Here is a 23,343-nt window from a genome sequence, read left to right on the forward strand (position 1 = left end):
CCCTTCTTGCTTGCTTGATTTTTTTCAATTTGCTTCATAAGAAAAACGCCTTTGATCCTCTTGCTCAGGATCAAAGGCGTTTCCCCGGTACCGGTTATTCTACTTGCAATCGCTAATGAGCCATATCATCAATACACTATTCTAAACCCTTTGAAGCAGTTCATCAGCTTGTAATTATTGGGTTCCCTTAAAACTTCCAGCTATCCAGATATTTTTCCTGTTCAGCTGACAATGAATCAATAGAGATATTCAGGCTTTCCAGTTTGTAGCTGGCAACTTGCTGGTCAATTTCATAAGGTACGTTAACAACGGTTTTACCCAATGCAGCGTAATTCTCGCTAACGTAACGCAAGCCCAAAGCCTGCAATGCAAATGTCGTGTCCATAATCTCAGCAGGGTGGCCATCAGCTGCACCCAGATTCACGAGACGTCCTTCTGCAAGAAGGTACATTTTACGTCCATCTTTGAAACGATACTCTTCAATATTGCGACGCACAGTGCGGATGGACTCTGAACGTTTGGCAAGTTCAGGTTTATTCACTTCCACATCGAAATGCCCTGCATTGCTCAAAATTGCTCCGTCTTTCATCACGTCATAATGTTCACCTGTGATCACGTCTTTGTTGCCGGTAACAGCGATGAAGAAATCGCCCAATTGGGCCGCTTCCACCATCGTCATGACACGGAAACCGTCCATATGCGCTTCAACCGCTTTGATTGGATCAATTTCAGTTACAATGACATTGGCGCCCAGACCTTTGGCACGCATTGCGACACCTTTACCACACCAGCCGTATCCTGCTACAACAACATTTTTTCCAGCTACCACCAGATTGGTTGTACGGATAATGCCATCAAAGGCAGATTGGCCTGTGCCATAACGGTTGTCGAACAGGTATTTGCAATAAGCGTCATTAACCGCAACCATCGGAAACTGCAGTTGTCCTTCTTTCGCCAAAGCTTTCAGGCGGATAATACCTGTTGTCGTTTCCTCTGCGCCTCCACGAATCGTAGCCGCAAGGTCAGGACGTTCGGAAGCAATAATCGTTGCAAAGTCGCCGCCGTCATCAATAATCAGGTCGGGTTTAACTTCCAATGCACGAAGCTGGAGCTGTTTGAACTCTTCTGGCCCCGGATTGTATTTGGCATACACTGTAACACCATCTTCTACAAGAGCCGCACATACATCATCCTGAGTTGACAGCGGGTTACTGTGTGTAATGGTCACTTCTGCGCCGCCAGCCTGAATGACTTTTGCCAGGTAAGCTGTTTTGGCTTCAAGGTGAAGGCATATGGCAACCTTTAACCCTTTGAAAGGAAGATCCTGCTCAAATTGGCGACGAATGCGGTTCAATACAGGCATATGTGCTTCAACCCAGTCAATTTTCAGGTGTCCTTCTGAAGCGAGTCCCATATCTTTAACAATACTATTTTGCAGTGCAGGTGTAGTCATGCCCATCCTCCTCGTTTATCTGTGTTTCTTCTATTATAAAGGTCTGCTGAACCACACAGTTACAGTTCAATCACTTGATGTTGACCGCGGAATTCACGTCCGCTCTCAATGAGTTCCTGAATCCACTTGGTTCCATAACGGTTCAAGTAGTAGAGCGCATTGTGCACTCGTTCCTGTGGTTTGTTCATAGGAAAGAGCGAGTTCTGTATGCCGTTCCAATGTCTGAGTCCAACCTCATGTTTATCCGCGATCGCCTTCTGTGTTTGCTTTTGCAGATATTGCATCTGTTCGTTGATCTTTTTCAGATTCGTTTCACCGATCCGATCCAGTCCAGCGTGAATTTGCGCAAGTTGATCAAGCAATGGACGATAAAGCTCAGCAAAAGATTGCTGGACTTGCTCAAATTGCTCCTCGACCTGGAACGTTTCCTGTCCTGCGAGCCACTTCTCTCTTTTTTCTTCCATATGATATTGCACATCTTGGAAAGAGAGCTGGTACTGATTCATGTGCTTGTGATGGACATCCTCCAAAATGGTGAAGGACAACCTCGGCAGCAAGATGGGCATTTGCAGACCAAACTGACGGAAAGCGGTTCTGGTCAGTCCCCAGTATGCAATCTCACCTTGCCCCAATATCACCGCAGCTACAGGCAGAACGGAATCCTGCATTAACGGCCGGGTGAGTACATTATTACTGAATCGCTCGGGATATTCCCCCAGCTCCTGCAGCAATCGTTCTTCCGTAAACGACACCAGCCCTTTTCGATCCGAGTACAAACCATCCTTCAGGAACAGGAGCAACCGGGTTTCATCATGGATATAAAACAAATTTGCTCCGTCTTCAGCGACTTCTGCCGGCATTGAATAGCCCGCTTCCTGTACCTTCGAAGCACCTTGCAAATAAGCTTCACGCAATGAACCATTCTCGCGAATCAATCGTTCGAATACAGGGCGCTCCAGTTCTCTTAATCCGGAATCGGCAGCATCCATTAGGACAAGTCCAGTACTGCCAAACAATGCCGACACCATTCTCGCAAAAGCATCACTAAGATTCGAGCTGGACTGATGGATCGAGATGAGCATCTGCATTAATCCTGGTTTATGTACAGTATCCGGCAGAAGATGCTCCACCTGCTCGATTACGTTCATCCATTGTTCCGTTTCAACCGTGACTCCACTCACCGAATTTCGGCCTTCGAACCGTCCATGCAGCTTAACCTTGGTCATTTCACCGTTGTGACCGGGCAGATATGTGTGATTCACTTCATCCCAGTCATGATCTTCACCAGCAATCCAAAATACGGGAACTACCGGGCGCTGGAGCTTGGCTTCAGCTTCACGGGCAGCTGCAACGACACTCGCAGCTTTGTAGATGACAAATAACGGCCCTGTCAACAAGCCGCTCTGCTGCCCACCAGTAACTACAAACGTTCCTTTCTCGGCCAAACGTGCGATAGAATGATGTACAGCTTCGTGATCATTCAAACGTTTGTTATATATACGTAAATACTCTACCAGGTTCTCGCGATCCACACGTGTGTTCTCCGATTGATCCAGCCACTCGGCACGCGCATGAATTCCGGACTCCCAGTGAATGTCATACTCGTAAAGGCCCCGCGCAGCATCACGTGAGCAGATATAATCTTCTGCAAGTTGTGTTCCGCTGCGGAGTGCCTCGGTAATACCTTTCATGAGGTCTGCCTCCTATTCTGCTTCAAAGAGCCTTTCTTGATTGTACCGAACTACAGGCCACTTCGTCAAAAGAAAGTCACCTAAAAATCAAAAAACCGCCGAACAAGCCGGCGGTTTAATAACATCAATAAGTCCAAACGGAATATAATTCCTTAAACGTATGGTTCGGAAACCCAGTGACCTTTGGAAATCTCAATTAATTGAGCATTCTCCAGGTTATATGGATCGTTTACAGGACCAGTTGCTCCATTTTGGATTGGTCCAGACTGTTCGTCCGGCAGCAAAATGCGGCGTTTGTTTGCTTCCACTTCCGGATCAGGTACAGGAATAGCAGATAGCAATGTTTTAGTGTAAGGGTGAACAGGGTTAGCGTAAAGTTCTTCACTCTCTGCCAGCTCGACCACTTTACCCATGTACATAACAGCTACACGGTCACTGATATGCTTAACCATCGACAAGTCATGCGCAATGAAGAGGTAAGTCAAACCAAGACGCTGTTGAAGCTCTTCGAGCAACTTAACCACTTGAGCTTGGATAGATACATCAAGTGCTGACAAAGGCTCGTCACAGATGATGAATTTAGGATCCACAGCAAGCGCACGGGCAATACCGATCCGTTGTCTTTGACCACCGGAAAATTCATGCGGGTAACGAAGCGCGTGGCTTGGATTCAAGCCTACGAGATCCAGCAACTCCTCTACACGTTTCTTCCGCTCTTTACCGCTGGAAGCCAGTCCATGGATATCCAGTGATTCTCCGATAATATCCATAACGTTGAAACGTGGATTCAGTGATGCATATGGATCTTGGAAAATCATCTGCATGTCTTTACGCATTTCTTTCATTTTGCGTGGAGACAGCTTATAGATATCCGTTCCGTTAAAGTTTACATTTCCGCCCGTTGGCTCATAAAGGCGAAGAATCGTGCGTCCTGTTGTGGATTTACCACATCCGGATTCACCTACAACCCCAAGGGTTTCGCCTTCAAAAATATCAAAGCTGACATCATTAACCGCTTTGAGAATGTTTCCTTTACCCAAATTGAAGTATTGTTTCAGGTTCTTTACCTCAACTAGCGGCTTGTTGGCACCTTTGATAATACCAACCGGAGTCGGTTTTTCTTTCTTAGGCTCGTCCAAACGAGGCAAGGCGTTCAACAATTTGATCGTATATGGATGCTTAGGATTGCTGAAAATTTCAGCTGTCGTTCCCGTTTCCACAACTTCGCCTTCCTTCATAACGACAACCCGATCACACATACCGGCTACTACACCAAGGTCATGGGTAATGAGCATGATGGAAGTTCCGAGCTTTTGCTGCATATCCTTCATGACGTCCAGGATTTGCGCCTGAATCGTTACGTCGAGTGCAGTTGTCGGCTCGTCCGCAATCAGAAGGGATGGACGGCATGCCAGGGCAATAGCGATCATTGCACGCTGACGCATACCACCGGAAAATTGGTGTGGATAGTGATTCATGCGGATTGCCGCATTTTTGATACCCACGAGCTCCAACATTTCCAGAGCGCGTTTTTCCGCTTCTTTTTTGGACATGTTTTGGTGTTTGCGAAGCACTTCGGTAATTTGTTTACCGACTTTGATTGTAGGATTCAATGAAGTCATTGGATCCTGGAAGATCATCCCGATATCTTTACCGCGGATAGCTTCCATTTGTTTATCTGTTTTTCCAAGCAGGCTCTGCCCGTGAAAAGTAATCTCTCCACTTTTGACCTTCGAAGGCGGGGAGGGAATCAACTTCATGATGGTTTGGGCGGTAACACTTTTACCACTACCGGATTCACCAACAATCCCCAGCGTCTCTCCTTTGCCAAGTTCAAAACTCACATTTTTAACGGCATCAAATTCACCAGAACGTGTTGTAAATGACACGCTTAGGTCTTTGACTGTTAAGATTGGCTCCATAATCCCACCTCCTATTTCTATTTACGCAATTTCGGATCGAGTGCGTCACGCAGACCGTCTCCGAGCAAGTTAAATGCAAGCATTGTAAGTACCATCAGACCTGCAGGGAACCACATCCGCCAAGGATACAGCGTCCAGCCTGTCAATGCGTCATTGATCATCGAACCCAGGGAAGATTTCGGTGCAGATACACCCAATCCGAGGAAGCTCAAGAACGCTTCAGCAAAGATGGCATTTGGAATAGATAGAGTCAGCGTTACGAGAATTGGTCCTACTGCATTTGGCAGCAAGTGGCGGAACAATTGACGTCCTGTGCTTGCGCCCATGGACCGCGCTGCAAGAATAAAGTCTCTGTTTTTCAATTGCATAATCTCACCACGTACAATCCAGGACATGCTGATCCAGCCTGTGATTGTAAGGGCAATGATGATCGTTGTAAGGCTTGGTTCCAGGACAACGAGCAACAAGATTACAACGAGCATGTAAGGCAGGGAATAGAGGATCTCGGAGAACTTGTTCATGATACCATCAACACGTCCACCGTAGAAGCCCATAATCGCTCCGTAGATTACCCCGATGACAAGGTCAATCAAGGCAGCAGCCAGACCTACAGTAAGGGACACACGTGCACCTACCCAGGTTCTTACCCATACGTCACGACCGAGCTCGTCCGTTCCGAACCAGTGCTCCGCACTTGGCGCTGCATTGGCGTTAAGCAAATCATTGGAATAATAATTATAACTTGTGAATAACGAAGTTGGACCAATCAGCGAGAAAATGACAACAAGAACCAGAATGCCCAAACTGATCATCGCGGCCTTGTTGGTTGCAAGTCTGTACATGGCGTCTTTCCATAACGATACACTTTCTTGCGATTTCACCGCTGCCTGACTATCCAGGGCAGTGTTCGCCGTTTCTTTATTGTTATTGTTCGTGCCAGACAACGTTATGCCCCCTTCCGGCTTTCCAGCTTAATTCTAGGATCAATCAGCACATATGCGATATCTGTAAGGAAACGTGCCAACATCAGGAGGATACCATAGAAAATCGTAATCCCCATGATCATTGTATAATCCCGGTTCGTGATACTCTCTACGAATACTTTACCAATTCCCCCGATGTTAAAGATTTGCTCAATAACGACGGAACCCGTGATGATGTTAGCTGTCATCGGACCCACATAAGTTACAACGGGAAGAATACCGTTACGAATAACGTGTTTAAACATGATTGCAGGCCATTTCAGACCTTTGGCTTTTGCTGTCTTGATGTAATCCGCGTGCAGCACTTCGAGCATGCTGGAACGCGTCAAACGTGCGATAAAGGCAATCGGGGATGCAGACAATGCCGCAACCGGAAGTACATAGTCAAGCGGTCCGTCGAATCCCATAACGTTAAACCAGCCCAGTTTGAAGGCGAAAACGTATTGAAGCAGGGATGCGAGCAAGAAGCTCGGTACCGCGATACCAATTACCGCGAGGATCATCGTGACATCATCTATCAGCTTACGATGGTAAACCGCAGCGATAAGTCCCAGCAAAACCCCAACGACGACAGAGATCACAATAGCGAAGATCCCCAGTTTCAGAGATGCTGTAAACGTTTGAGTGATCATGTCGGTTACTTCTTGATTCAGATATTTCATCGAAACACCAAAATCACCTTTGAGAATTCCACCCATATACTTCAGGTATTGTTCATACATCGGTTTGTCCAGCCCATACTTCTCTTCCAGTAGTGCCCGAATCTCAGGCGATACTTTTTTCTCGGATGTAAAAGGGTCACCCGGAATGGCCTTCATCAGGAAGAAGGTTGCTGATGCGAGTATGAAAAGCGATAGCAGCATAAATAGCAATTTTTTCAGCACGTACTTAACCAACCCTTGCACACCTCCAAAAACAATATTTTGTATACAAATCGATTGTAGAATTAGACATGAATAAAGTCCAATCCATTTATCGGAAATTTCAAGAATTATAAGGAAAATCGGTGCACATACAAAAAAATCGGGATATATATGGAATTCCACATATATATCCCGAAGTAATCATATAGACTTCAGAACAACTTATTTCTCTTCCAGATATGCACGAGTGAAGTCAATTGCTCCACTGAAATCAAGTTGTACGCCTTTCAGGTAAGGCTTAGTCAAAGATACGTTAGTGTAGTAGTAGATTGGCATTACAGCCATTTCGTCTTGAATCAGGACTTTCTCAGCATCAGCAAATGCAGCCATACGTGCAGCTGGATCAGCAGATTTCACAGTGTCTTTAACATCTTTGTCGTACTGTTCGTTGCTGAACTTGGAATCATTGTTTGTGTTACCAGTAGTCCACATTTCCAAGAAGTTGTACGGATCGTTGTAGTCTGCAGACCAGCCTGCACGAGCTACTTGGAAGTTTTGGTTTTGACGGTTCTCAAGGAATACGCCCCACTCTTGGTTTTCGGTTTTCACGTCAACACCAAGGTTTTTCTTCCACATGTCAGCAACAGCAAGCGCGATTTTCGCGTGAGCATCACTAGTGTTATAGATCAATGTAACAGCTGGCAAAGTTGTGTAGCCTTCTTCTTTCATACCTTCAGCAAGCAATGCTTTTGCTTCTTCAACATTTTCAGTGAAGTAATCGTCTTTGTGCTCATCACGGAATTCGCCGTTTTCACCGCGGATACCTGGAGGTACAAATCCAAATGCAGGAACTTGTCCACCTTGTGTAACTTTGTCAACGATCAATTGACGCTCGATTGACATTGCGAAAGCTTTACGGATTTTAGCATTGTTGAATGGAGCTTCATTAACGTTGAACTGGTAGTAGTAAGTACTTGCAATACCAGTTGCTTTGAACTCCTCCGGCAATTCCGCTTTTACAGAAGGAATTTGGTCGGTTGGAATTTCACCGTTAGGTGCACCAGTGTAATCCAGTTGTCCAGACTTGTAAGCTTGCAGTTCGGAAGCACTGCTGCTTGTCAGGGACATATTGATTTCAGACAATTTGATATCGGAAGCTGCATGGTAGCCTTCGTTTTTCTTAACTACGATTTTTTGACCTTTAGCGTATTGATCCATTACAAATGGTCCGTTAACGATCATGTTTTTGTAGTCTGTGAAGAATTTATCGTTTGTGTCAGCAGATTGGTGTACTGGGTAGTACGTGTAGAATGCTGTCAGACCCAAGAAATAAGGTGTTGGGTTTTCCAACGTTACTTCGAGTGTGTGCTCATCAGTAGCTTTTACACCCACTTGGGAGAAATCTGTGATTTTAGTACCTTTGTATGTTTCGTCTTTGCTGAGGTTGTAACCTTCAGCGCCTTTGATGTAGTACAATTGGTACGCGTACGGGGAAGCCGTTTCCGGTTTCAATGCACGTTCCCAAGAGCGAACGAAGTCTTCTGCAGTGATTGCATCACCGTTGCTCCATTTAGCATCAGGGTTCAGGTTGAACACATATTTCAAACCATCTTCGGAAATTGTCCAGTCTTTTGCAACGCCTGGTGCTTCTTTACCATCAGCATCGATGCGTACAAGACCTTCATACAAGAATTTCAGAACAGTGTTGGTTTGGCTGTCTTTTGCCTGAGCCGGGTCCAACGTAGGAGGTTCAGCTGTCAGGTTAATTTTCAGCACTTGATCTTTTGCGAGACCGCTTTCCTCGCCTGCAGAGCCAGTTCCCGTGTTACTTGTTGTGCCTTCATTTTTCGATCCGCACGCTGCAAGTACGGTACCGAACGCCAGAATCAGCGTCAAAAGGACTAATAGACTTTTCCTTTTCATCTAACACTTTCCCCCTAAATTGATGTGGTTTATGTTTATAGATTATACAACCACCGGTCAAAAAAATCTACATTACTTTTTCAGAAAGTAATGTTTTTTTCAGTTTTCGACAAAATCGACACATTTTTTAGCCGTTTTGCGTTATGTAACCTCACATCTGTTTCATTAAGTATCTAAATAATCCAAATATAGTAAATGAGACATACCCAAAACTCATCATAACAAAGGCCATGCGCCAAACGGCCCGGAACATTCGACCCCCATCGACCTTTCCTTTCAACCTATTTTGAGCCCCTCCAATCAATCCAAGTGCAATTAGTATGAGTATCATGGTTAAATAAAATCCAAAATTCGAATCAAATGTTAAGTTGAATAACGCCGAAACAGAGAAGATCAGAAAAACCGTAGTGACATCCATCGCGGTGCGAAGTGAAGCTCGTTTATCCTTTTTCCACCCATACATGGCCCAGTACACAATAAGAAACGGAAAAAACGGTAGTATGCTCAGCACGATAAAAAAACCCATTAACTCACTCCTTCCGGCCTAATTCCTTCGATCAGATGAAGCATTAATTCATGTTGCGGAGCAGTCAACCCACACCGATGCGCCAGTTGTACCATTTGCCCACTGATTGATTCCACTTCGGTACGCCGTCCTTGCATTACATCAGCGAGCATTGAGGATGTGTTCGAAGCCGTCGATCGACAAACGGATAGAATTTCCTCCCACATGTCGGTACCCACCATAATATCGCTTGCCTTGTAAATGGCTGAAGCTTCATCATATAAATGGCGCATAACCTTTAAGCGATAATCATTCTGAAGCAATTCTCCATTAGGTATTCTCCATATCGCGGTAAGTGGATTAATGACAGCATTGATCAGAAGTTTCCTGTATATCAGCTTATCGATTTGATTCGACGCTGTACAGTTAAATCCTGCCTGCTGCAATAGTGCTGCCAACCGAACTTCTTCCAGATTCCCTGAGGTGTCTTTTTCTATTTCTTTCGTATGTACATCTCTACCAAACCAGGTTTCCCCCTCACCAGCCCGTATAACCCCGTACTCCACTCTCTTGGCACCTTCAGTAGTTACCGCCCGGTATATACTGGACAATGGCAAGGCAGCTTGTATTTTCTCTATATGGCCCATCCCGTTCTGGAAGCAGACAATATTAAGGCTATACTCTTTCACCGACTCCATGATATGAATAACATCATCTATACTTGTCTGCTTAACCATGAGGAGAAGCCAGTCACCTGGTTGATCATGCCACTGAGCAGACAATTCGGTTATTGGATAGGCCTGAATATGTTGAGGAAGCAATTTAGTCTTCTTCCCTTGCTCTGTAATCGTTAGTTCGTGCACACGCAGTTCTTCCGCTTGTTCAGGCGTCCTTGTCCAAAAACGCACTGCATGACCTGCAGCCTGAAGCTTCCCTCCAAATAAAAGACCAAGTGAACCAGCTCCTACAATGTCGATCACCATGAGACATCCCTCTTCCACTCTCAATAATTACATCTATATATAATAGAACAAATATTTCAAACAAAAAACCCGTCTTACCTGCCGTTTGTAACGGAGATGTGACGGGCCTGATCAAATATCGTCATTCTTACAACTTGATCCGTTATTCAATTCGTTCCAGATTGCCGTTGGCATCCATTTTGAAACGAGTTTTTAGTTCCTCATCTTCTTCAGCCAGAAAAGCAAGCCTGCGTGCACGATCCATGATCTGAATCAATGCCTTGTAATCATCATTTACTACACGGTAATCGGTTTGCACTTCATTCACTTGTTTGGATAAACGGTCATTCTCACAACGAAGCTCATGGAGTTCATCTTCTTTTTCACGAAGTTCCTTTTCGAGCATTTTGAGTTGACGCCCATTTTCCTGAACATTACCTTTCCACTGGCGCAAAAAGCGAATTACTGCATCAATGGATAAGGAGTCTTCTGAAACTCCATCGGCCTTGTATAGGTTTTCTTCCGTATCAAGCGTAGATAGAGCTGCGACCTGTGGTCCAAGCAAAGCTGGCTGTTTTCGGAGATAACTTCTCTTTTGACGCTGTGCCTTCGCATTGCTAATGGCAGACTCATACTTTTTACGCACACAGCTGTTCCAGCGAAAACCGCAAGCGGCAGATGTTCTACCTATTTTTTCGCCAACTTCCTCGAATGCCGCGAGTTGTGTGCTGCCTTCCCGAATATGCCGCAAAGTCACCTCAGCCAAGATCAAATCGTCCTCTGTACTCCAAGCATCCTGTCTCACTGCAGTCATGCTATAATACCCTCCTAACAACATCCTAAAATAACCGTCCTCATTACCGGTTTCCCGGTTTGTGAATTAGGTATAAAAGCTGCTTCATTCATTCTTATGCCTCTCATAGAGTTCATAGAATTGATTTCATACTAAAATGTATGTCCATATTTGCGAGCACTCATACCTTACATATGGAAAAGGTGACCTATTTGCACACGAATTCGATAAAAAAAGAATTCGCTTTCATATCCAATTCTGTTTACACCTTTTTCCTTTCCCGGTATAATGTTGTGTAGACAATCTATGATCGTACATAGAGAGGAGGACTAACCGTGGCACGCATGTTTCGGGTACTCGGGTTCTTCACGCTAACGATTGGCCTGATGGCTTTTGCGGGAGATTTGGTCGAGATGGCTTTGCTTTTTTTCCTGCAGACTGCGTTTTTCGTCATTTTGGGGTATCTAAAATTCACCGAAAGAACGTACATATTGCTCTTCTGGGGTTATATGATCGTTACTTTCACAGGGTTCAGCTACTGGACTGTGTTCCAAATGGGGTTGCCGCTTTAATCCGCCAACAGCATCAAAGCGATTCGGCCATAAGCCGTTTCGCTTTTTTGTTTTTCCTTTATGGCTGTCTGATTAATGGGTTGTTTTCAGCGTTATGTATCCACTAAGGATATTTCAAGATTTCATTTCATATATTGTCTGGAAGACAGAAGCCTGTACAATGAATATTGTACTTGAAGGAAAGGAGAATGATACGGTGAACCGTCGATATAGCATTTGTGCCCTGATCCTATGCACACTACTATTTGGTCAATCTACATTGGCATATGCCTATGGAGAACCTTCACCTGAGGAAACACGTGAAATTTTGCAGAAGAGTCTGTCCATCGTGGAAATCGATCATGAAATTAAACGTATTGCCGTAAGGCAGAAGGAACTCAATCAACAGCAGGAAGAATTGAATGTTCAGCTCCAGGAACAGGAAGATCAAATACATATTCAGCAAGATCGGGCAGGTGCTGTGGTTAGGTCGTATTACACCGGAGAACGAGACAGCCTCCTCATGACGGTCCTGGGAGCCAGATCGTTCAAAGACTTGTTTATCTTATTTGATTACTACCAAATTATTATTGGCAGAGATCAGGCAGTGCTAAGCAAATATCAGGACCGTTATCGCAGCATGCAGGAAACTTCAACGAAAATAAGTCAGACCACGACAGAGCTGGAAGAACTAAAGACCAATCTGGTAAGTCAGCGAGAGCGTGTGGTTGCATTGCAGAAGGAAGTAGACGGACAAGTTTCGGCAAGCGGAAACCCGGCAGCCATTCAGAAGTTAATGGAGGAATTGACCATTTATTGGGAGAATGTTGGCATTTATGAAGTCAAACGGTATTTCAGAGCACTAGCAACGGCCATGCAAAATCTCCCTCAGTTTATACAAGAACAGAATGGCGGAATTTCCACAACCGGAACAGCTTATACCATTCGCATTGGACAAGACGATCTGAATCAATTCCTGCGTGAACAGAACCCGATTTTCGAAGATTTTGCCTTTCAGTTTGACGAGGACCGAATTACAGCCTCCGGACAGCGTGATCAGTTACAGCTCAGTATTGAGGGTCATTATACGGTAGAAAATGAACCTCAGAATTCTATCCGTTTTCATGTAGATAAACTTGTTTTCAACCAATTGGAACTACCTGATACGACAAGACGTATGCTTGAAAAGGAATTTGATCTTGGATTCTACCCGCAGAAGATTCTGTCCTTCGTGAAAGCTACAGATGTATCGACAAGCAAAGGGGTACTTGAAGTTAAACTCGCCATATCATTTTGATGATTACTGTATTTTTAACATGTCATTCACATACTGATTCGCAGAAATCTCTCCATGAAGAAACTGTTGAACTTTCTTATTATATTGTAATACCAGCTCCGGGTTATCCATCACAGGGGTTTCAGATGTTTTGGACACAAACCATCCCTTACCATTACCACTCATTATTTGCCCTTCGACAGAGAGCTTTTGGGACTCTGTGTTCAATTGCTGCTGTTGACCAGGCAAATGATGAGCTTGCTGGTACCAGTCTGATTGCACGGAATTGGAGGTCATACCCTCAATCCATCGACTGGCCTGCTCTGCTTCATGTGAACCCGACGTAATCACGAAACTTCTGGATGCTACAGGTGCAAGGGGTTTAAACATGATCCGATTCGGTAGACGATCTTCAGTTATTGCCGGATCATTGTTCACCAGTTGGGAAAAAGGGGTCACAACCATTAACGTTTCTTCCTGCATATCTTTATCAACAAAATCCGGGTCGGTATTTTGGACCTGAATATAAGGCTGAACCCGGTTCAGCACCTGCAGCGCCTGTTCATATCCCCCAGCTGTATGCGACCCCGTTGCCGTTTTTAACGTACTCGGAGCGACTCCAGACCCAAACTCATTTAACCAAGCATCTGCTGCATAAGCATCATCGATGTTGATCGCAAGTAACTTCTGACTCTTATTCTCCATTTGATTAATAACCCTGGTCCACTCCTCCAGGTTTTGTGGTAACCGTTCCAACCCTGCATCAGCAAGAGATTTGGACCGTGAGGCAAGAACGTAAGGGTCGAAATCAAATGGCATTCCCCATTGATAACCATTCCACTCTGTCTTTTCCCGTAATGGAGTTACAGAGTCACCTAGCGCCTTCGACAACGTTGTTGCATTTAAAGGGTACAGATGCCCTCTTTTGGCATAACCCTGAATTTCCTCACTATCAAGCAGGATTATATCCCCGCTGTCCCCTACAGCAAGCTCGTTATCCAGTATCTTCTTATATGTATCCGAGGCCAGATTCCGTAGATTGATTTTCACCACCCGCGCGGCAGCAACTTGTTTTGCGATTGCCGAGAACACCCGAAACTCACTTTCAGACATCGAAACGACAATATCAACCGGCGCCTGTTGATTCTCACTACGGGTTACTGCATTGGGAAAGGCATCATTCTCCTGATCTTGATCTTGGTTCTGTGGTACTCCTCTAAAATCAAAGCTTGGAGACAGGATCGTCAATGAAAGCAGCAGCACTGCAAATAAAACAACCTGATGTCTACGCTTCATCAACTCTCCTCCTCGCTCCCTATATTTTTCCTGTAAAGTTTATTGTAACAAAAAAGTAGTACTCCTGTCCTATCCTGCCAAAAAACATATTTTTGAGATTTTGCATACTATGAGAATACATAGGTCTGTGCAATAACTCTTTTTAAATATTTCAGCAAAAAAAGACCGGCTCCAGCGAGCCGATCTTTTTGTATATTTTCCCGGGAAATATATCCGCTTAAACTTATAACAAATCCGCCGCCAATTGAGCCAGTTTGGAACGCTCTCCTTTTTCAAGCATAATATGACCACTAATGCCCTCTTGTTTGAATCGTTCCACAACATAGGTCAGACCATTGCTCGCGGAATCCAGATACGGATGATCGATTTGTTCAGGGTCACCCATCAGTATGATTTTACTGCCTTCACCTACACGCGAAACGATGGTTTTTACTTCATGACGTGATAGGTTCTGGGCTTCATCCACAATAATAAATTGACCAGGTATGGAACGTCCGCGAATATACGTTAATGCTTCCACCTGTATACTGCCTAACCCCATCAAAATTTTATCGATATCTCCAGCCTTTTTTGTATCAAACAAAAACTCTAGATTATCATATATAGGCTGCATCCACGGTCTCAGCTTCTCTTCCTTTTCCCCTGGCAGATAACCGATATCCTTCCCCATGGGAACCACTGGCCTCGCAATCAATAACTTTTTATATTTATGATCATCCTCCACTTTAAGAAGGCCTGCAGCGAGAGCCAGTAAGGTTTTACCTGTGCCTGCTTTGCCCGTAATGGTCACGAGTGGTATATCATCATTTAGTAGTAATTCCAGCGCCATACGCTGCTGTGCATTTCGAGCACTAATCCCCCATACGTTATCATTGCTTAGGAACAGCGGCTCAAGTTTGGTTCCCTCCGTGTTGACCTTCAGCAGCGCTGATTTGTTGGTACCCATTTCATCCTTAAGAATCACAAATTCATTAGGATACAGCTTATAGGACAACTGCAATGGTTTAATTGGCAGAAAACGATATGTGTAAAACTCATCGATTACCGACGGGTGAACCTTCAAAGCTGTATAGCCTGGATATAGTTCACTGAGCCCTGCAGTCCGATCGGACAAGTAATCTTGAGTGAACAGACCGAGTACATCTGCTTTGATACGCACAAGTACATCTTTGCTAACCAACACAACTTGCCGTTCCACAACCTCTTTCTCATTTTCTTCAATTTGATAATTCAGCGCAACCGCCAGAATTCGGTTATCATTGGTGATTTCACCAAACATTTCTTGTACCCTTACAAAGCTTCGATGATTCAATTCGACCTTCAGGTTACCCCCATTGGCGAGAGGAACTCCACTGTGCAGGTGACCCAGTTCACGCAGACCATCAAGCAATCTCGAAACATTTCGGGCATTGCGGCCAATCTCATCAGCATTTCTTTTTTTAGAGTCAATTTCCTCCAGTACAACCGCGGGAATGATTACCTCATGTTCCTCGAAGGCAAAAATGGCATTGGGGTCATGCAGAAGCACGTTGGTATCCAATACAAAAATCTTTTTCATTCAATCCCCTCCAAAGCGGCGTCGTTAAAGGCATGGTTTGGAACGTGAACTCGGGTATGGCGGATTAGATCATAGGTTTTCCATGCACAAGCAGTCCTTTTTTTCCATTCCCGAGTTCATCTGTGATCGTGTGATCTTTCAGCAGCGGCATGGACAATCATGCTCCCATACATAAATGTATTCGTCTCGGACAAAATAATTGCAACATTCTGAAAAACTCCAAGAAAGGATGAACATTTATGAGATATTGGGTTTGTACGCTGCTTCTGATCTTTATACTTACAGGCTGCAACAACACTACACGTAATGCCTCTCAAGAGCAGCAAGGAACTCATGCGAGGGGGTACGGAGGGAATGTTACAACACGGCAAGATCAACAAAACGGATCCCACATGCTCTATACAGAGGATGACCGAATGAATCCTTCACGGCTTGACCGTTTCAATGAGAATACGGGTGAAGTTCATGATCTAAACGTTGCCGATGATAACCAGACAGGCCGCATGACCAATGAAAATCGAATCACCCATCTCAAGGCACTTGCCAAGCAAGTGGAAGGTGTCAAAGACGCCAATTGCGTCATTCTTGGAAATACAGCGGTCGTTGGCATTGACGTAGATGGCGAACTGGAACGAGCTCGTGTTGGAACGATTAAATATTCTGTTGCAGAAGCTTTGCGCAAAGATCCAGAAGGTGTTGATTCGATTGTCACCGCTGATGCGGATGTTACCGAACGAATCAAGGAGATTGGAGAGCATATCCGCCAAGGACACCCCATATCCGGGTTTGCTTCTGAACTAGCTGATATGGTAGGACGAATTATTCCACAGCTCCCGAAAGACGTCAAGGTCCGTCAAAACCCAGATGAGCAGGCTCCTGAAGAGCAGCAAATGCAGCAGCATACCACCGACAAAAAGCAACAAAAAGCCCAGTGATCTCTCACTAGGCTTTTTTCATGGCAGCAAAAACCTGCTCATCTAATTTCTCAGCAGCACGCTGATCGTATATTTTGACATATTGAGGCATAGAAGATAGCTGGGCTCCATAAAACAGGGCATTTCTGACCGCTTCAATGGAGATGTCGAAACAGCACATATTAAAGGGTACATCCTGCAATGGATCCTGTCGAACAGAAGCACGTCCATTGATCGCATAAACCGTTTCTTCTCCAAATACCGTAACGGTAATCAACGGATTTTGTTTCATATTGTTCACAAGACGTGAACGATGATCCACAGCAACCCGAAGCGTGGACGCATTCTCCGCATAGATCCAGGAGATTGCGGTGGATGTCGGGCCTCCAGATTCAATGTCTACCGTATTCAGGAGTACAAACGTTTCGTTCTTGAATTGCTGCAAAAGAGATTCAGTCAATTGTGTGACGGCTTCGGACATTAAACCAGCCCTCCCTAACCTTCTTTATGCAATTCTTGATACTATGAATGATGTTATTATAACATACCCGGAAACTTGCTTCCAATCCCCAGCTACTCCGCCGCCGGAGTAGCTGTTACTTTGCCTGAGAGCGTGTCCTGCAAGGCTTGCTTCGCATTGGCCAGCTCTGTCTCATTCACATAAACATAAGGGCTTCTCCAGTCCCCAGTCACAGGCGTATAATGCACATCCGATTTGGAAATGTTCCAATACGTAGCAATAAAGTTTTTCATTTGTTCGGATTCCACGTCGGTTGTCATATTGTCATCAATCGCACCAATGACTTTGCTAATCTTCGTCACACCACCAAGCGACTTCATCTGATCCAGCATGGAGTTCAGTACCTGGTTTTGACGCTTATTACGGTCAAAGTCATTGGACTCAGCCGTTTTGGGATCACAGTTGGATTTGCGGTAGCGCACAAAATCGAGTGCTTGCTTGCCGTCCAGATGCTGATCACCTGCAACCAGATTAATATCTGTATTGTCGGCCGTATCCCGGTAACACATATTTTTGTCGACCGTCACATCCACACCACCCACGGCATCAACGGCATCGCGGAATGCCTGGAAGTTAAGCACTGTTGTGTAATTGATATCGACGTCAAAATATTTGCCCATCATTTCTTTCATCTGGTCCTCAGCATTCTTACCTGAGGTCTTCTCCTGGGCTTTAAACTTAGGATAGTATGAATTCAGTTTGTTTGCCTTATACCCTTCAAGTTCAATCCGCGTATCACGCGGCAAGGAAACAATTGTGGCGGTTTTGGTATCCGGGTTCATTGCTGCTACCATGACAACATCGGACAGATACGTTCCGGTTTCAGGACGGTTATCTGTACCCAACAGCAGCATGGTAATGGGCTTGGTCTTGGCCGACATCCCTGGAGGCACTGGTTTATCAATGCCGGTATCCGCCACCTGATTGTATACCCAGTAGAGATATCCTCCACCTACAATGATAGCAATCACCAAAAGGCTCAAAACGAATTTGGCAAATGTGCGCATCCGCTTTTTCTTTTTCGGTGGCTTGCCCTTACTGTTGTTAGACCCTGAAGCTCCGGATTGGGCTGGTGCCTGTCTACGCGGAGGCAATCCGTTCGAATTCGAGTTCATATCTTCAACACCTTTATCACATCTGTTTAGGTCCAAATAAAAGACAACCGCTTTCCCGAAGGAAAACGGATGGTCTATACAGAGACAGATTTTATGAATTTCTGGCGGCAGCTTCCGCCTTTTTCTTTTGACGACCTTCAATGAAATAGCGCACTCGCACTAACAGCATCAAACCGACGGCTACCAGCAAACATTGAATAATCGGGAGCTTGTCGATCTGAAAAACAAGAAGCATGAATGTGCCCATCGCCATCAATAGATAAAGAAAGATTTCCTTAACGAGCGGCAATTTCTGACGTACCCGAAACACCTTATTATATACGTAAGTAATCAGCACAAAGATGACGATGTAGGCTACGATCGGGTGTGATGCGAACCATGCTTGCATGCACAGTCAGCTCCTTTCGTTGTTCATGCTTGTAATAAGTAAACTGGTTGATGGAACAAAACGTAATTGGGAATTCAAGCGAGCATTAGTGACCGTTTCGGGTTCGGATCGTTCTTTCGATCGCTGTTATCTCCAGATTTTTTGAACCATTTTTCAAATGGGAAAATCCGGAGATAAAGGCGAACGCTTTGCTTCTTCAGAATCGATTCCGTTCCCTCCACTACATATGCTGCATTAATCCAAATACATTTGGAAGACATCAAACGTTAACTTATACTACTATTTTTTGTTAGTTAAAATTAAGCGTTATTTTGAGCCATTTTGCGTTGTTTCTCTGCACGCTCACGCTCGGATTTGTTCAGGATCTTCTTACGAAGACGAATAGATTTCGGTGTAATCTCACAATATTCATCTTCATTCAGATATTCAAGCGCCTGTTCCAACGAGAAGATAATCGGAGTTTTAATTTTAACCGTATCATCTTTACCAGAAGAACGAACGTTAGTCAGTTGTTTTTCTTTGCAGATGTTAACAACGATATCATTGTCACGTGTATGCTCACCAACGATCATACCTTCGTAAATTTCTGTTCCTGGCTCAAGGAAGAGTGTACCACGATCCTCAACACCCATCATTCCATAGAACGTAGATGTACCCGTTTCAGTTGAGATCAGCACACCTTGGTGACGTCCACCCACTTGACCGGATACGACTGGAGCGTAGCTGTCAAATGCATGGTTCATTACACCATAACCACGAGTCAATGTCAGGAAGTTGGTGCTGTATCCGATCAGACCACGTGCAGGAATCAGGAACTCCAGACGTACTTGACCGCTACCCGTGTTGACCATGTTAACCATCTCTGCTTTACGTGCACCCAGGCTCTCCATGACGGAACCCATGCTTTCTTCAGGGATATCAATCAACAAGCGCTCAAGAGGTTCCATTTTCTTACCGTCAATTTCTTTGACGATAACTTCCGGTTTGGATACTTGAAGCTCATATCCTTCACGACGCATATTTTCAATCAGGATACCGAGGTGAAGCTCACCACGTCCGGATACGATAAATGCATCTGGGCTCTCTGTTTCTTCAACACGAAGGGATACGTCCGTTTCCAATTCCTTCAACAAACGCTCACGCAGTTTACGGGAAGTTACCCATTTACCTTCACGGCCTGCGAATGGACTGTTGTTTACGAGGAATGTCATTTGCAGTGTTGGCTCGTCAATTTTCAGAACCGGCAAAGCTTCAGGGTTGTTCGGGTCAGCAATCGTTTCACCGATGTTGATATCCTTAATACCCGCGATCGCAACGATGTCACCTGCGCCAGCTTCCTCTGTCTCAACACGTTTCAGACCTTGGAAACCAAACAGTTTCTCGATACGAGCTGTTTTGCTTTTGCCATCACGCATAATAACAGTAACGGATTGGCCTTGACGAATCACACCGCGGTTTACACGACCGATAGCGATACGTCCGAGGTATTCATTATAGTCCATCAGCGTAACGAGGAATTGCAGTGGCTCTTCAACGTTCTCTGTTGGATGAGGGATATGACTTACGATGGTATCGTAGATCGCCATCATGTTGTCATCTTGTTTGGCAGGGTCGTCTTCCATGCTGGATGTTCCGTTCAATGCAGAAGCATATACGACAGGGAATTCAAGTTGCTCATCGCTGGCACCCAGTTCGATAAACAGGTCAAGTACTTCATCAATAACCTCAGCCGGACGAGCCGCTGGGCGGTCAATTTTGTTTACAATAACGATTGGAGTCAGGTTGTGCTCCAGTGCTTTACGAAGTACGAACTTCGTTTGTGGCATACAGCCCTCATAAGCATCGACAACGAGCAATACGCCGTCAACCATTTTCATGATACGTTCTACTTCACCACCGAAGTCGGCGTGTCCTGGTGTATCTACAATGTTAATCAGGTAATCTTTATAAGTTATAGCCGTGTTTTTGGCCAAAATCGTAATACCGCGTTCACGCTCCAAATCGTTGGAGTCCATTGCGCGCTCCTGTACCGTTTCGTGATCACGGAAAGTACCGGATTGCTGGAGCAACTTGTCGACTAGCGTTGTTTTCCCGTGGTCGACGTGGGCAATAATCGCAATATTGCGAATGTGTTCTCTTGAATGCATGGTTTGTATCCATATCCTTTCCAATTTCAATTCTTATCTACTAAACTTCCCGCATTTCTGCAGGTTACTCACCCAAAATAAGCGTCGGTGATATCCCGACGCATGTCTTTATCCCTTATATTATAGTTGATCATAGCTAAAAATCAAGATATTTCGCTTGGAGCAAGGTCGGACAATGTTACCAGCCCTTCCTCCCGCGCCCGCGTCCAAGCAGCAACCAGACTCCGCCCAAAATCAAAAGGATCGCCAGCACATAAATAATTCCGGTATGAAGCAGGGTGAATCCGAATAATACAATGGACAATGCCCCTATGCCCCATGCTGCAGGCAGAACAAACTCGGGTTTATAGCGTTCAGCAAGCCCGTACTCGAGTAAGCCAACGGCAATGCCCAGCAAGAATGCCGGCCAGAGGCTGCCCATCAGCCCTCCGCCCCATGTATTCGTAATTCCGAACAAAATACCATACACCGTTAATATCCCTGCGGGAACAAGTGACCACGTAGGAGTAACTCTTGCATAGTACAGGGCGTGTAGCGCAATTCCCGGCAGCAATAGAAGCAATGGCCAGAAATGGCGTCCAATAAAGCCAAATACCCCAAGCTTGCCAAGCAAAATAATGATACCTGCTGCCACGATAAATATGCCGATCGCTTTTTCATTTCTCATCTTCATCTGCAATCACCTCTTATATCAATTAGGCTATGTAGGTTATAAGCTTCAACGAATTCGCCGTTTCATGATGACCAGCTTTTGTAGACCTGCCTCTAGTGTAGCCCATGTTTTTGCAAAAAACTATACTTGATGTCGCATTTCGTCGCTGCTCTTTTTATGTATTACCCTAAAGGTATTGGTCCGTCGCTTGTTCCTCAATATTCACTACATGAGACGATTCAATTCAACAAAAAAACCGCCTTCGGCAGACGGTTGTCTCTCCACTCTATTTTTCTGCTGCATACCCAGAACGAAATTACGCATTTCGTCTGACAAACTTGTGTGCTCCCCCAACTGCTATGACCAGACCAGCCATCGCCACGGGTAGCAGTGTGTGGGCTTCCGCTGTCAGGCTGCCAAGCCACTGGCCCAGCTTCGGGTCACTCATCACCATTTCACCTGCCGTGAATGCCAGGATCCCTGAGCCCGCGAATACCAGAATCGGGAATCGTTTCAACAAACCGACAATTAAGCCGCTCCCCCACACCACAATGGGAATGCTGATGGCTATTCCGATGACGATTAGTGCCAAGTCTCCATCTGCTAATGCCGCTATGGCAAGCACATTGTCCAGACTCATTACAAAATCGGCAATCAAAATGGTCTGAATCGCTTTCCAGGTCGTAGAAGCTTCCCGAATATGTACTTCGTCTTCGTTTTGAAGCAGGAGCTTCACGGCAATCCAGAACAGTAATATCCCGCCTGCTGCCTGTATAAAAGGAATCCCGAGCATTAACACCGCAGCAAAAGTTAATACACACCTTAGTACAACTGCACCAAAAGCCCCCCACCATACCGCTTGCTTACGCTGCTTCTCCGGCAAATCCTTACTCGCAAGCGCGATGACTACCGCATTATCTCCACTCAAAACCAGATTGATCATTAGAATTTCAGTCAACAGCCACAATGTATCCATGCTTCTCCTCCCCCCACTCTTACTTGTATGTCAAAGTTGTCCATGCTATTCTTAACGATTGAACAAGCTTTTCTAGGTTCGGACATATAGAGGGAGTGACAGCATATGGAGCTTTTTAGCGCTGTTTTTTGGCTTGCTTTGGTGAAAATTGTATTTATTGATCTCATGCTGGCTGGCGATAACGCAATCGTTATCGGCCTTGCTGCACGTAATTTGCACCCTTCTGTGCAGAAAAAGGCAATTCTCTACGGGACAGCGGGTGCCCTAGTGATTCGGATTGTAGCCACAGTGGTTGTACTCTGGTTGCTTAAGGTGCCTTGGTTGCTGCTTGTAGGTGGCGTTTTGCTGATCTGGATTGCTTATAAACTATTGGCTGACCAAGGTGAAGAACATAGTGATGTTAAGGCAGGCAGCTCCCTATGGGTTGCCGTTCGCACCATCGTCATTGCAGATGCCGCCATGGGACTGGACAATGTCATTGCAGTGGCTGGCGCGGCTGAACAGCATCTGGTACTGGTTATCATCGGATTGTTGATCAGTGTACCAATTATCGTATGGGGAAGCACCCTGTTCATCAAGTTAATCAATCACTTCCCATGGATCATATATCTGGGGGCCATAGTACTCGGTTATACCGCATCCCACATGATTACAGAGGAACGCCGGCTTGTGCCGTTTTTCACCGAGCATCCTGCCCTTCGCATTCTGTTTATCGTACTGGTCGTTGCAGGTGTGGTATTCGCAGGATACCGCAAACGCTCCAGCAGTAGACAAGGTGGAGAGCACCAGCGATCCTATTCGTAAAAAAATGATACACAAAAAAAGGACAAGCCGATTTCCCATCGGCCGGTCCTT

The 23,343-nt window shown here is 45.2% G+C and carries 21 protein-coding genes; 4 read left to right on the forward strand and 17 right to left on the reverse strand.

What is annotated here, in order from left to right; all coding sequences use genetic code 11:
• Positions 1-187 precede the first annotated feature (187 nt).
• From MHB82_RS21605 to MHB82_RS21645, 9 genes are all read right to left on the reverse strand, one after another.
• Positions 188-1,453: an adenosylhomocysteinase gene (locus MHB82_RS21605; protein ID WP_110821249.1), complete on the reverse strand. Its 1,266-nt coding sequence runs from the start codon at positions 1,451-1,453 to the stop codon at positions 188-190.
• Positions 1,454-1,512: 59 nt separating this feature from the next.
• Positions 1,513-3,144 carry a bacillithiol biosynthesis cysteine-adding enzyme BshC gene (gene bshC, locus MHB82_RS21610; protein ID WP_341175785.1) on the reverse strand — a complete coding sequence of 544 codons (1,632 nt, stop codon included), beginning with the start codon at positions 3,142-3,144 and terminating at the stop codon, positions 1,513-1,515.
• Positions 3,145-3,296: 152 nt separating this feature from the next.
• Positions 3,297-5,066: an ABC transporter ATP-binding protein gene (locus tag MHB82_RS21615; protein ID WP_095359464.1), complete on the reverse strand. Its 1,770-nt coding sequence runs from the start codon at positions 5,064-5,066 to the stop codon at positions 3,297-3,299.
• A gap of 17 nt (positions 5,067-5,083) precedes the next feature.
• Positions 5,084-5,965 (reverse strand): ABC transporter permease, encoded by an 882-nt coding sequence (locus MHB82_RS21620; protein WP_371859956.1) that lies wholly within the window; start codon positions 5,963-5,965, stop codon positions 5,084-5,086.
• Positions 5,966-6,012: 47 nt separating this feature from the next.
• Positions 6,013-6,945 carry an ABC transporter permease gene (locus tag MHB82_RS21625; protein WP_095289949.1) on the reverse strand — a complete coding sequence of 311 codons (933 nt, stop codon included), beginning with the start codon at positions 6,943-6,945 and terminating at the stop codon, positions 6,013-6,015.
• 189 nt (positions 6,946-7,134) lie between these two features.
• Positions 7,135-8,835, reverse strand: a complete 1,701-nt coding sequence (locus tag MHB82_RS21630) for a peptide ABC transporter substrate-binding protein (RefSeq protein ID WP_341175786.1) — start codon at positions 8,833-8,835, stop codon at positions 7,135-7,137.
• A 151-nt stretch (positions 8,836-8,986) separates the two neighbouring features.
• The gene (locus MHB82_RS21635) at positions 8,987-9,361 is read right to left on the reverse strand and encodes a DUF3397 domain-containing protein (RefSeq protein WP_095359467.1); all 375 of its coding nucleotides are present in this window, start codon (positions 9,359-9,361) and stop codon (positions 8,987-8,989) included.
• Positions 9,361-10,323 carry a ketopantoate reductase family protein gene (locus MHB82_RS21640; RefSeq protein WP_341175787.1) on the reverse strand — a complete coding sequence of 321 codons (963 nt, stop codon included), beginning with the start codon at positions 10,321-10,323 and terminating at the stop codon, positions 9,361-9,363. Before MHB82_RS21640 ends, MHB82_RS21635 begins: the two co-directional genes overlap by 1 nt.
• Positions 10,324-10,465: 142 nt before the next feature.
• A complete protein-coding gene (locus tag MHB82_RS21645; protein WP_095359469.1) occupies positions 10,466-11,116 on the reverse strand; it encodes an RsfA family transcriptional regulator in 651 nt (216 codons plus the stop codon).
• 314 nt (positions 11,117-11,430) lie between these two features.
• Here MHB82_RS21645 and MHB82_RS21650 point away from each other — a divergent pair, with 314 nt between their 5' ends.
• Both MHB82_RS21650 and MHB82_RS21655 read left to right on the forward strand, forming a co-directional pair.
• Positions 11,431-11,667, forward strand: a complete 237-nt coding sequence (locus tag MHB82_RS21650) for a DUF2626 domain-containing protein (protein WP_095289941.1) — start codon at positions 11,431-11,433, stop codon at positions 11,665-11,667.
• A 196-nt stretch (positions 11,668-11,863) separates the two neighbouring features.
• Positions 11,864-12,943 carry a coiled-coil domain-containing protein gene (locus MHB82_RS21655; RefSeq protein WP_341175788.1) on the forward strand — a complete coding sequence of 360 codons (1,080 nt, stop codon included), beginning with the start codon at positions 11,864-11,866 and terminating at the stop codon, positions 12,941-12,943.
• A 3-nt stretch (positions 12,944-12,946) separates the two neighbouring features.
• On the opposite strand, the gene MHB82_RS21660 is transcribed toward MHB82_RS21655, so the two are convergent.
• Both MHB82_RS21660 and MHB82_RS21665 read right to left on the reverse strand, forming a co-directional pair.
• Positions 12,947-14,218 (reverse strand): extracellular solute-binding protein, encoded by a 1,272-nt coding sequence (locus tag MHB82_RS21660; protein WP_341175789.1) that lies wholly within the window; start codon positions 14,216-14,218, stop codon positions 12,947-12,949.
• Between the two features lie 223 nt (positions 14,219-14,441).
• On the reverse strand, positions 14,442-15,776 hold the full coding sequence (locus MHB82_RS21665; protein ID WP_095289936.1) for a PhoH family protein: 1,335 nt from the start codon (positions 15,774-15,776) through the stop codon (positions 14,442-14,444).
• 239 nt (positions 15,777-16,015) lie between these two features.
• On the opposite strand from MHB82_RS21665, the gene MHB82_RS21670 reads away from it, so the two are divergent.
• On the forward strand, positions 16,016-16,711 hold the full coding sequence (locus tag MHB82_RS21670; protein ID WP_341175790.1) for a YhcN/YlaJ family sporulation lipoprotein: 696 nt from the start codon (positions 16,016-16,018) through the stop codon (positions 16,709-16,711).
• A gap of 7 nt (positions 16,712-16,718) precedes the next feature.
• Here the strand turns inward: MHB82_RS21670 and MHB82_RS21675 are convergent, their stop codons facing one another.
• The 6 genes from MHB82_RS21675 to MHB82_RS21700 form a co-directional block, all read right to left on the reverse strand.
• A complete protein-coding gene (locus tag MHB82_RS21675; protein WP_095359473.1) occupies positions 16,719-17,171 on the reverse strand; it encodes a pyridoxamine 5'-phosphate oxidase family protein in 453 nt (150 codons plus the stop codon).
• A 92-nt stretch (positions 17,172-17,263) separates the two neighbouring features.
• Positions 17,264-18,325: an LCP family protein gene (locus MHB82_RS21680; protein ID WP_341175791.1), complete on the reverse strand. Its 1,062-nt coding sequence runs from the start codon at positions 18,323-18,325 to the stop codon at positions 17,264-17,266.
• A gap of 91 nt (positions 18,326-18,416) precedes the next feature.
• Positions 18,417-18,713, reverse strand: a complete 297-nt coding sequence (locus MHB82_RS21685) for a YlaH-like family protein (protein ID WP_095359475.1) — start codon at positions 18,711-18,713, stop codon at positions 18,417-18,419.
• Positions 18,714-19,012: 299 nt separating this feature from the next.
• Positions 19,013-20,860: a translational GTPase TypA gene (gene typA, locus MHB82_RS21690; RefSeq protein WP_095289927.1), complete on the reverse strand. Its 1,848-nt coding sequence runs from the start codon at positions 20,858-20,860 to the stop codon at positions 19,013-19,015.
• A 178-nt stretch (positions 20,861-21,038) separates the two neighbouring features.
• Positions 21,039-21,533: a hypothetical protein gene (locus MHB82_RS21695; protein WP_341175792.1), complete on the reverse strand. Its 495-nt coding sequence runs from the start codon at positions 21,531-21,533 to the stop codon at positions 21,039-21,041.
• Positions 21,534-21,828: 295 nt separating this feature from the next.
• Positions 21,829-22,488, reverse strand: a complete 660-nt coding sequence (locus MHB82_RS21700) for a TerC family protein (RefSeq protein WP_095359477.1) — start codon at positions 22,486-22,488, stop codon at positions 21,829-21,831.
• Between the two features lie 105 nt (positions 22,489-22,593).
• Between MHB82_RS21700 and MHB82_RS21705 the strand changes: the two genes are divergently transcribed.
• The gene (locus MHB82_RS21705) at positions 22,594-23,292 is read left to right on the forward strand and encodes a TerC family protein (protein WP_095359478.1); all 699 of its coding nucleotides are present in this window, start codon (positions 22,594-22,596) and stop codon (positions 23,290-23,292) included.
• The last annotated feature ends 51 nt before the right edge of the window (positions 23,293-23,343 follow it).

The sequence above is a fragment of the Paenibacillus sp. FSL K6-2862 genome (assembly GCF_038005125.1).
GTDB classification, from domain to species: Bacteria; Bacillota; Bacilli; order Paenibacillales; family Paenibacillaceae; genus Paenibacillus; species Paenibacillus illinoisensis_A.

What these genes read in the sequence shown, in the direction of transcription:
- MHB82_RS21605 (WP_110821249.1), bottom strand. Translation starts at nt 1,453, where the DNA reads ATGACTACACCTGCACTGCAAAATAGTATTGTTAAAGATATGGGACTC.
- bshC (WP_341175785.1), bottom strand. Translation starts at nt 3,144, where the DNA reads ATGAAAGGTATTACCGAGGCACTCCGCAGCGGAACACAACTTGCAGAA.
- MHB82_RS21615 (WP_095359464.1), bottom strand. Translation starts at nt 5,066, where the DNA reads ATGGAGCCAATCTTAACAGTCAAAGACCTAAGCGTGTCATTTACAACA.
- MHB82_RS21630 (WP_341175786.1), bottom strand. Translation starts at nt 8,835, where the DNA reads ATGAAAAGGAAAAGTCTATTAGTCCTTTTGACGCTGATTCTGGCGTTC.
- MHB82_RS21635 (WP_095359467.1), bottom strand. Translation starts at nt 9,361, where the DNA reads ATGGGTTTTTTTATCGTGCTGAGCATACTACCGTTTTTTCCGTTTCTT.
- MHB82_RS21640 (WP_341175787.1), bottom strand. Translation starts at nt 10,323, where the DNA reads ATGGTGATCGACATTGTAGGAGCTGGTTCACTTGGTCTTTTATTTGGA.
- MHB82_RS21645 (WP_095359469.1), bottom strand. Translation starts at nt 11,116, where the DNA reads ATGACTGCAGTGAGACAGGATGCTTGGAGTACAGAGGACGATTTGATC.
- MHB82_RS21660 (WP_341175789.1), bottom strand. Translation starts at nt 14,218, where the DNA reads ATGAAGCGTAGACATCAGGTTGTTTTATTTGCAGTGCTGCTGCTTTCA.
- MHB82_RS21665 (WP_095289936.1), bottom strand. Translation starts at nt 15,776, where the DNA reads ATGAAAAAGATTTTTGTATTGGATACCAACGTGCTTCTGCATGACCCC.
- MHB82_RS21670 (WP_341175790.1), top strand. Translation starts at nt 16,016, where the DNA reads ATGAGATATTGGGTTTGTACGCTGCTTCTGATCTTTATACTTACAGGC.
- MHB82_RS21675 (WP_095359473.1), bottom strand. Translation starts at nt 17,171, where the DNA reads ATGTCCGAAGCCGTCACACAATTGACTGAATCTCTTTTGCAGCAATTC.
- MHB82_RS21680 (WP_341175791.1), bottom strand. Translation starts at nt 18,325, where the DNA reads ATGAACTCGAATTCGAACGGATTGCCTCCGCGTAGACAGGCACCAGCC.
- MHB82_RS21685 (WP_095359475.1), bottom strand. Translation starts at nt 18,713, where the DNA reads ATGCAAGCATGGTTCGCATCACACCCGATCGTAGCCTACATCGTCATC.
- typA (WP_095289927.1), bottom strand. Translation starts at nt 20,860, where the DNA reads ATGCATTCAAGAGAACACATTCGCAATATTGCGATTATTGCCCACGTC.
- MHB82_RS21695 (WP_341175792.1), bottom strand. Translation starts at nt 21,533, where the DNA reads ATGAAGATGAGAAATGAAAAAGCGATCGGCATATTTATCGTGGCAGCA.
- MHB82_RS21700 (WP_095359477.1), bottom strand. Translation starts at nt 22,488, where the DNA reads ATGGATACATTGTGGCTGTTGACTGAAATTCTAATGATCAATCTGGTT.
- MHB82_RS21705 (WP_095359478.1), top strand. Translation starts at nt 22,594, where the DNA reads ATGGAGCTTTTTAGCGCTGTTTTTTGGCTTGCTTTGGTGAAAATTGTA.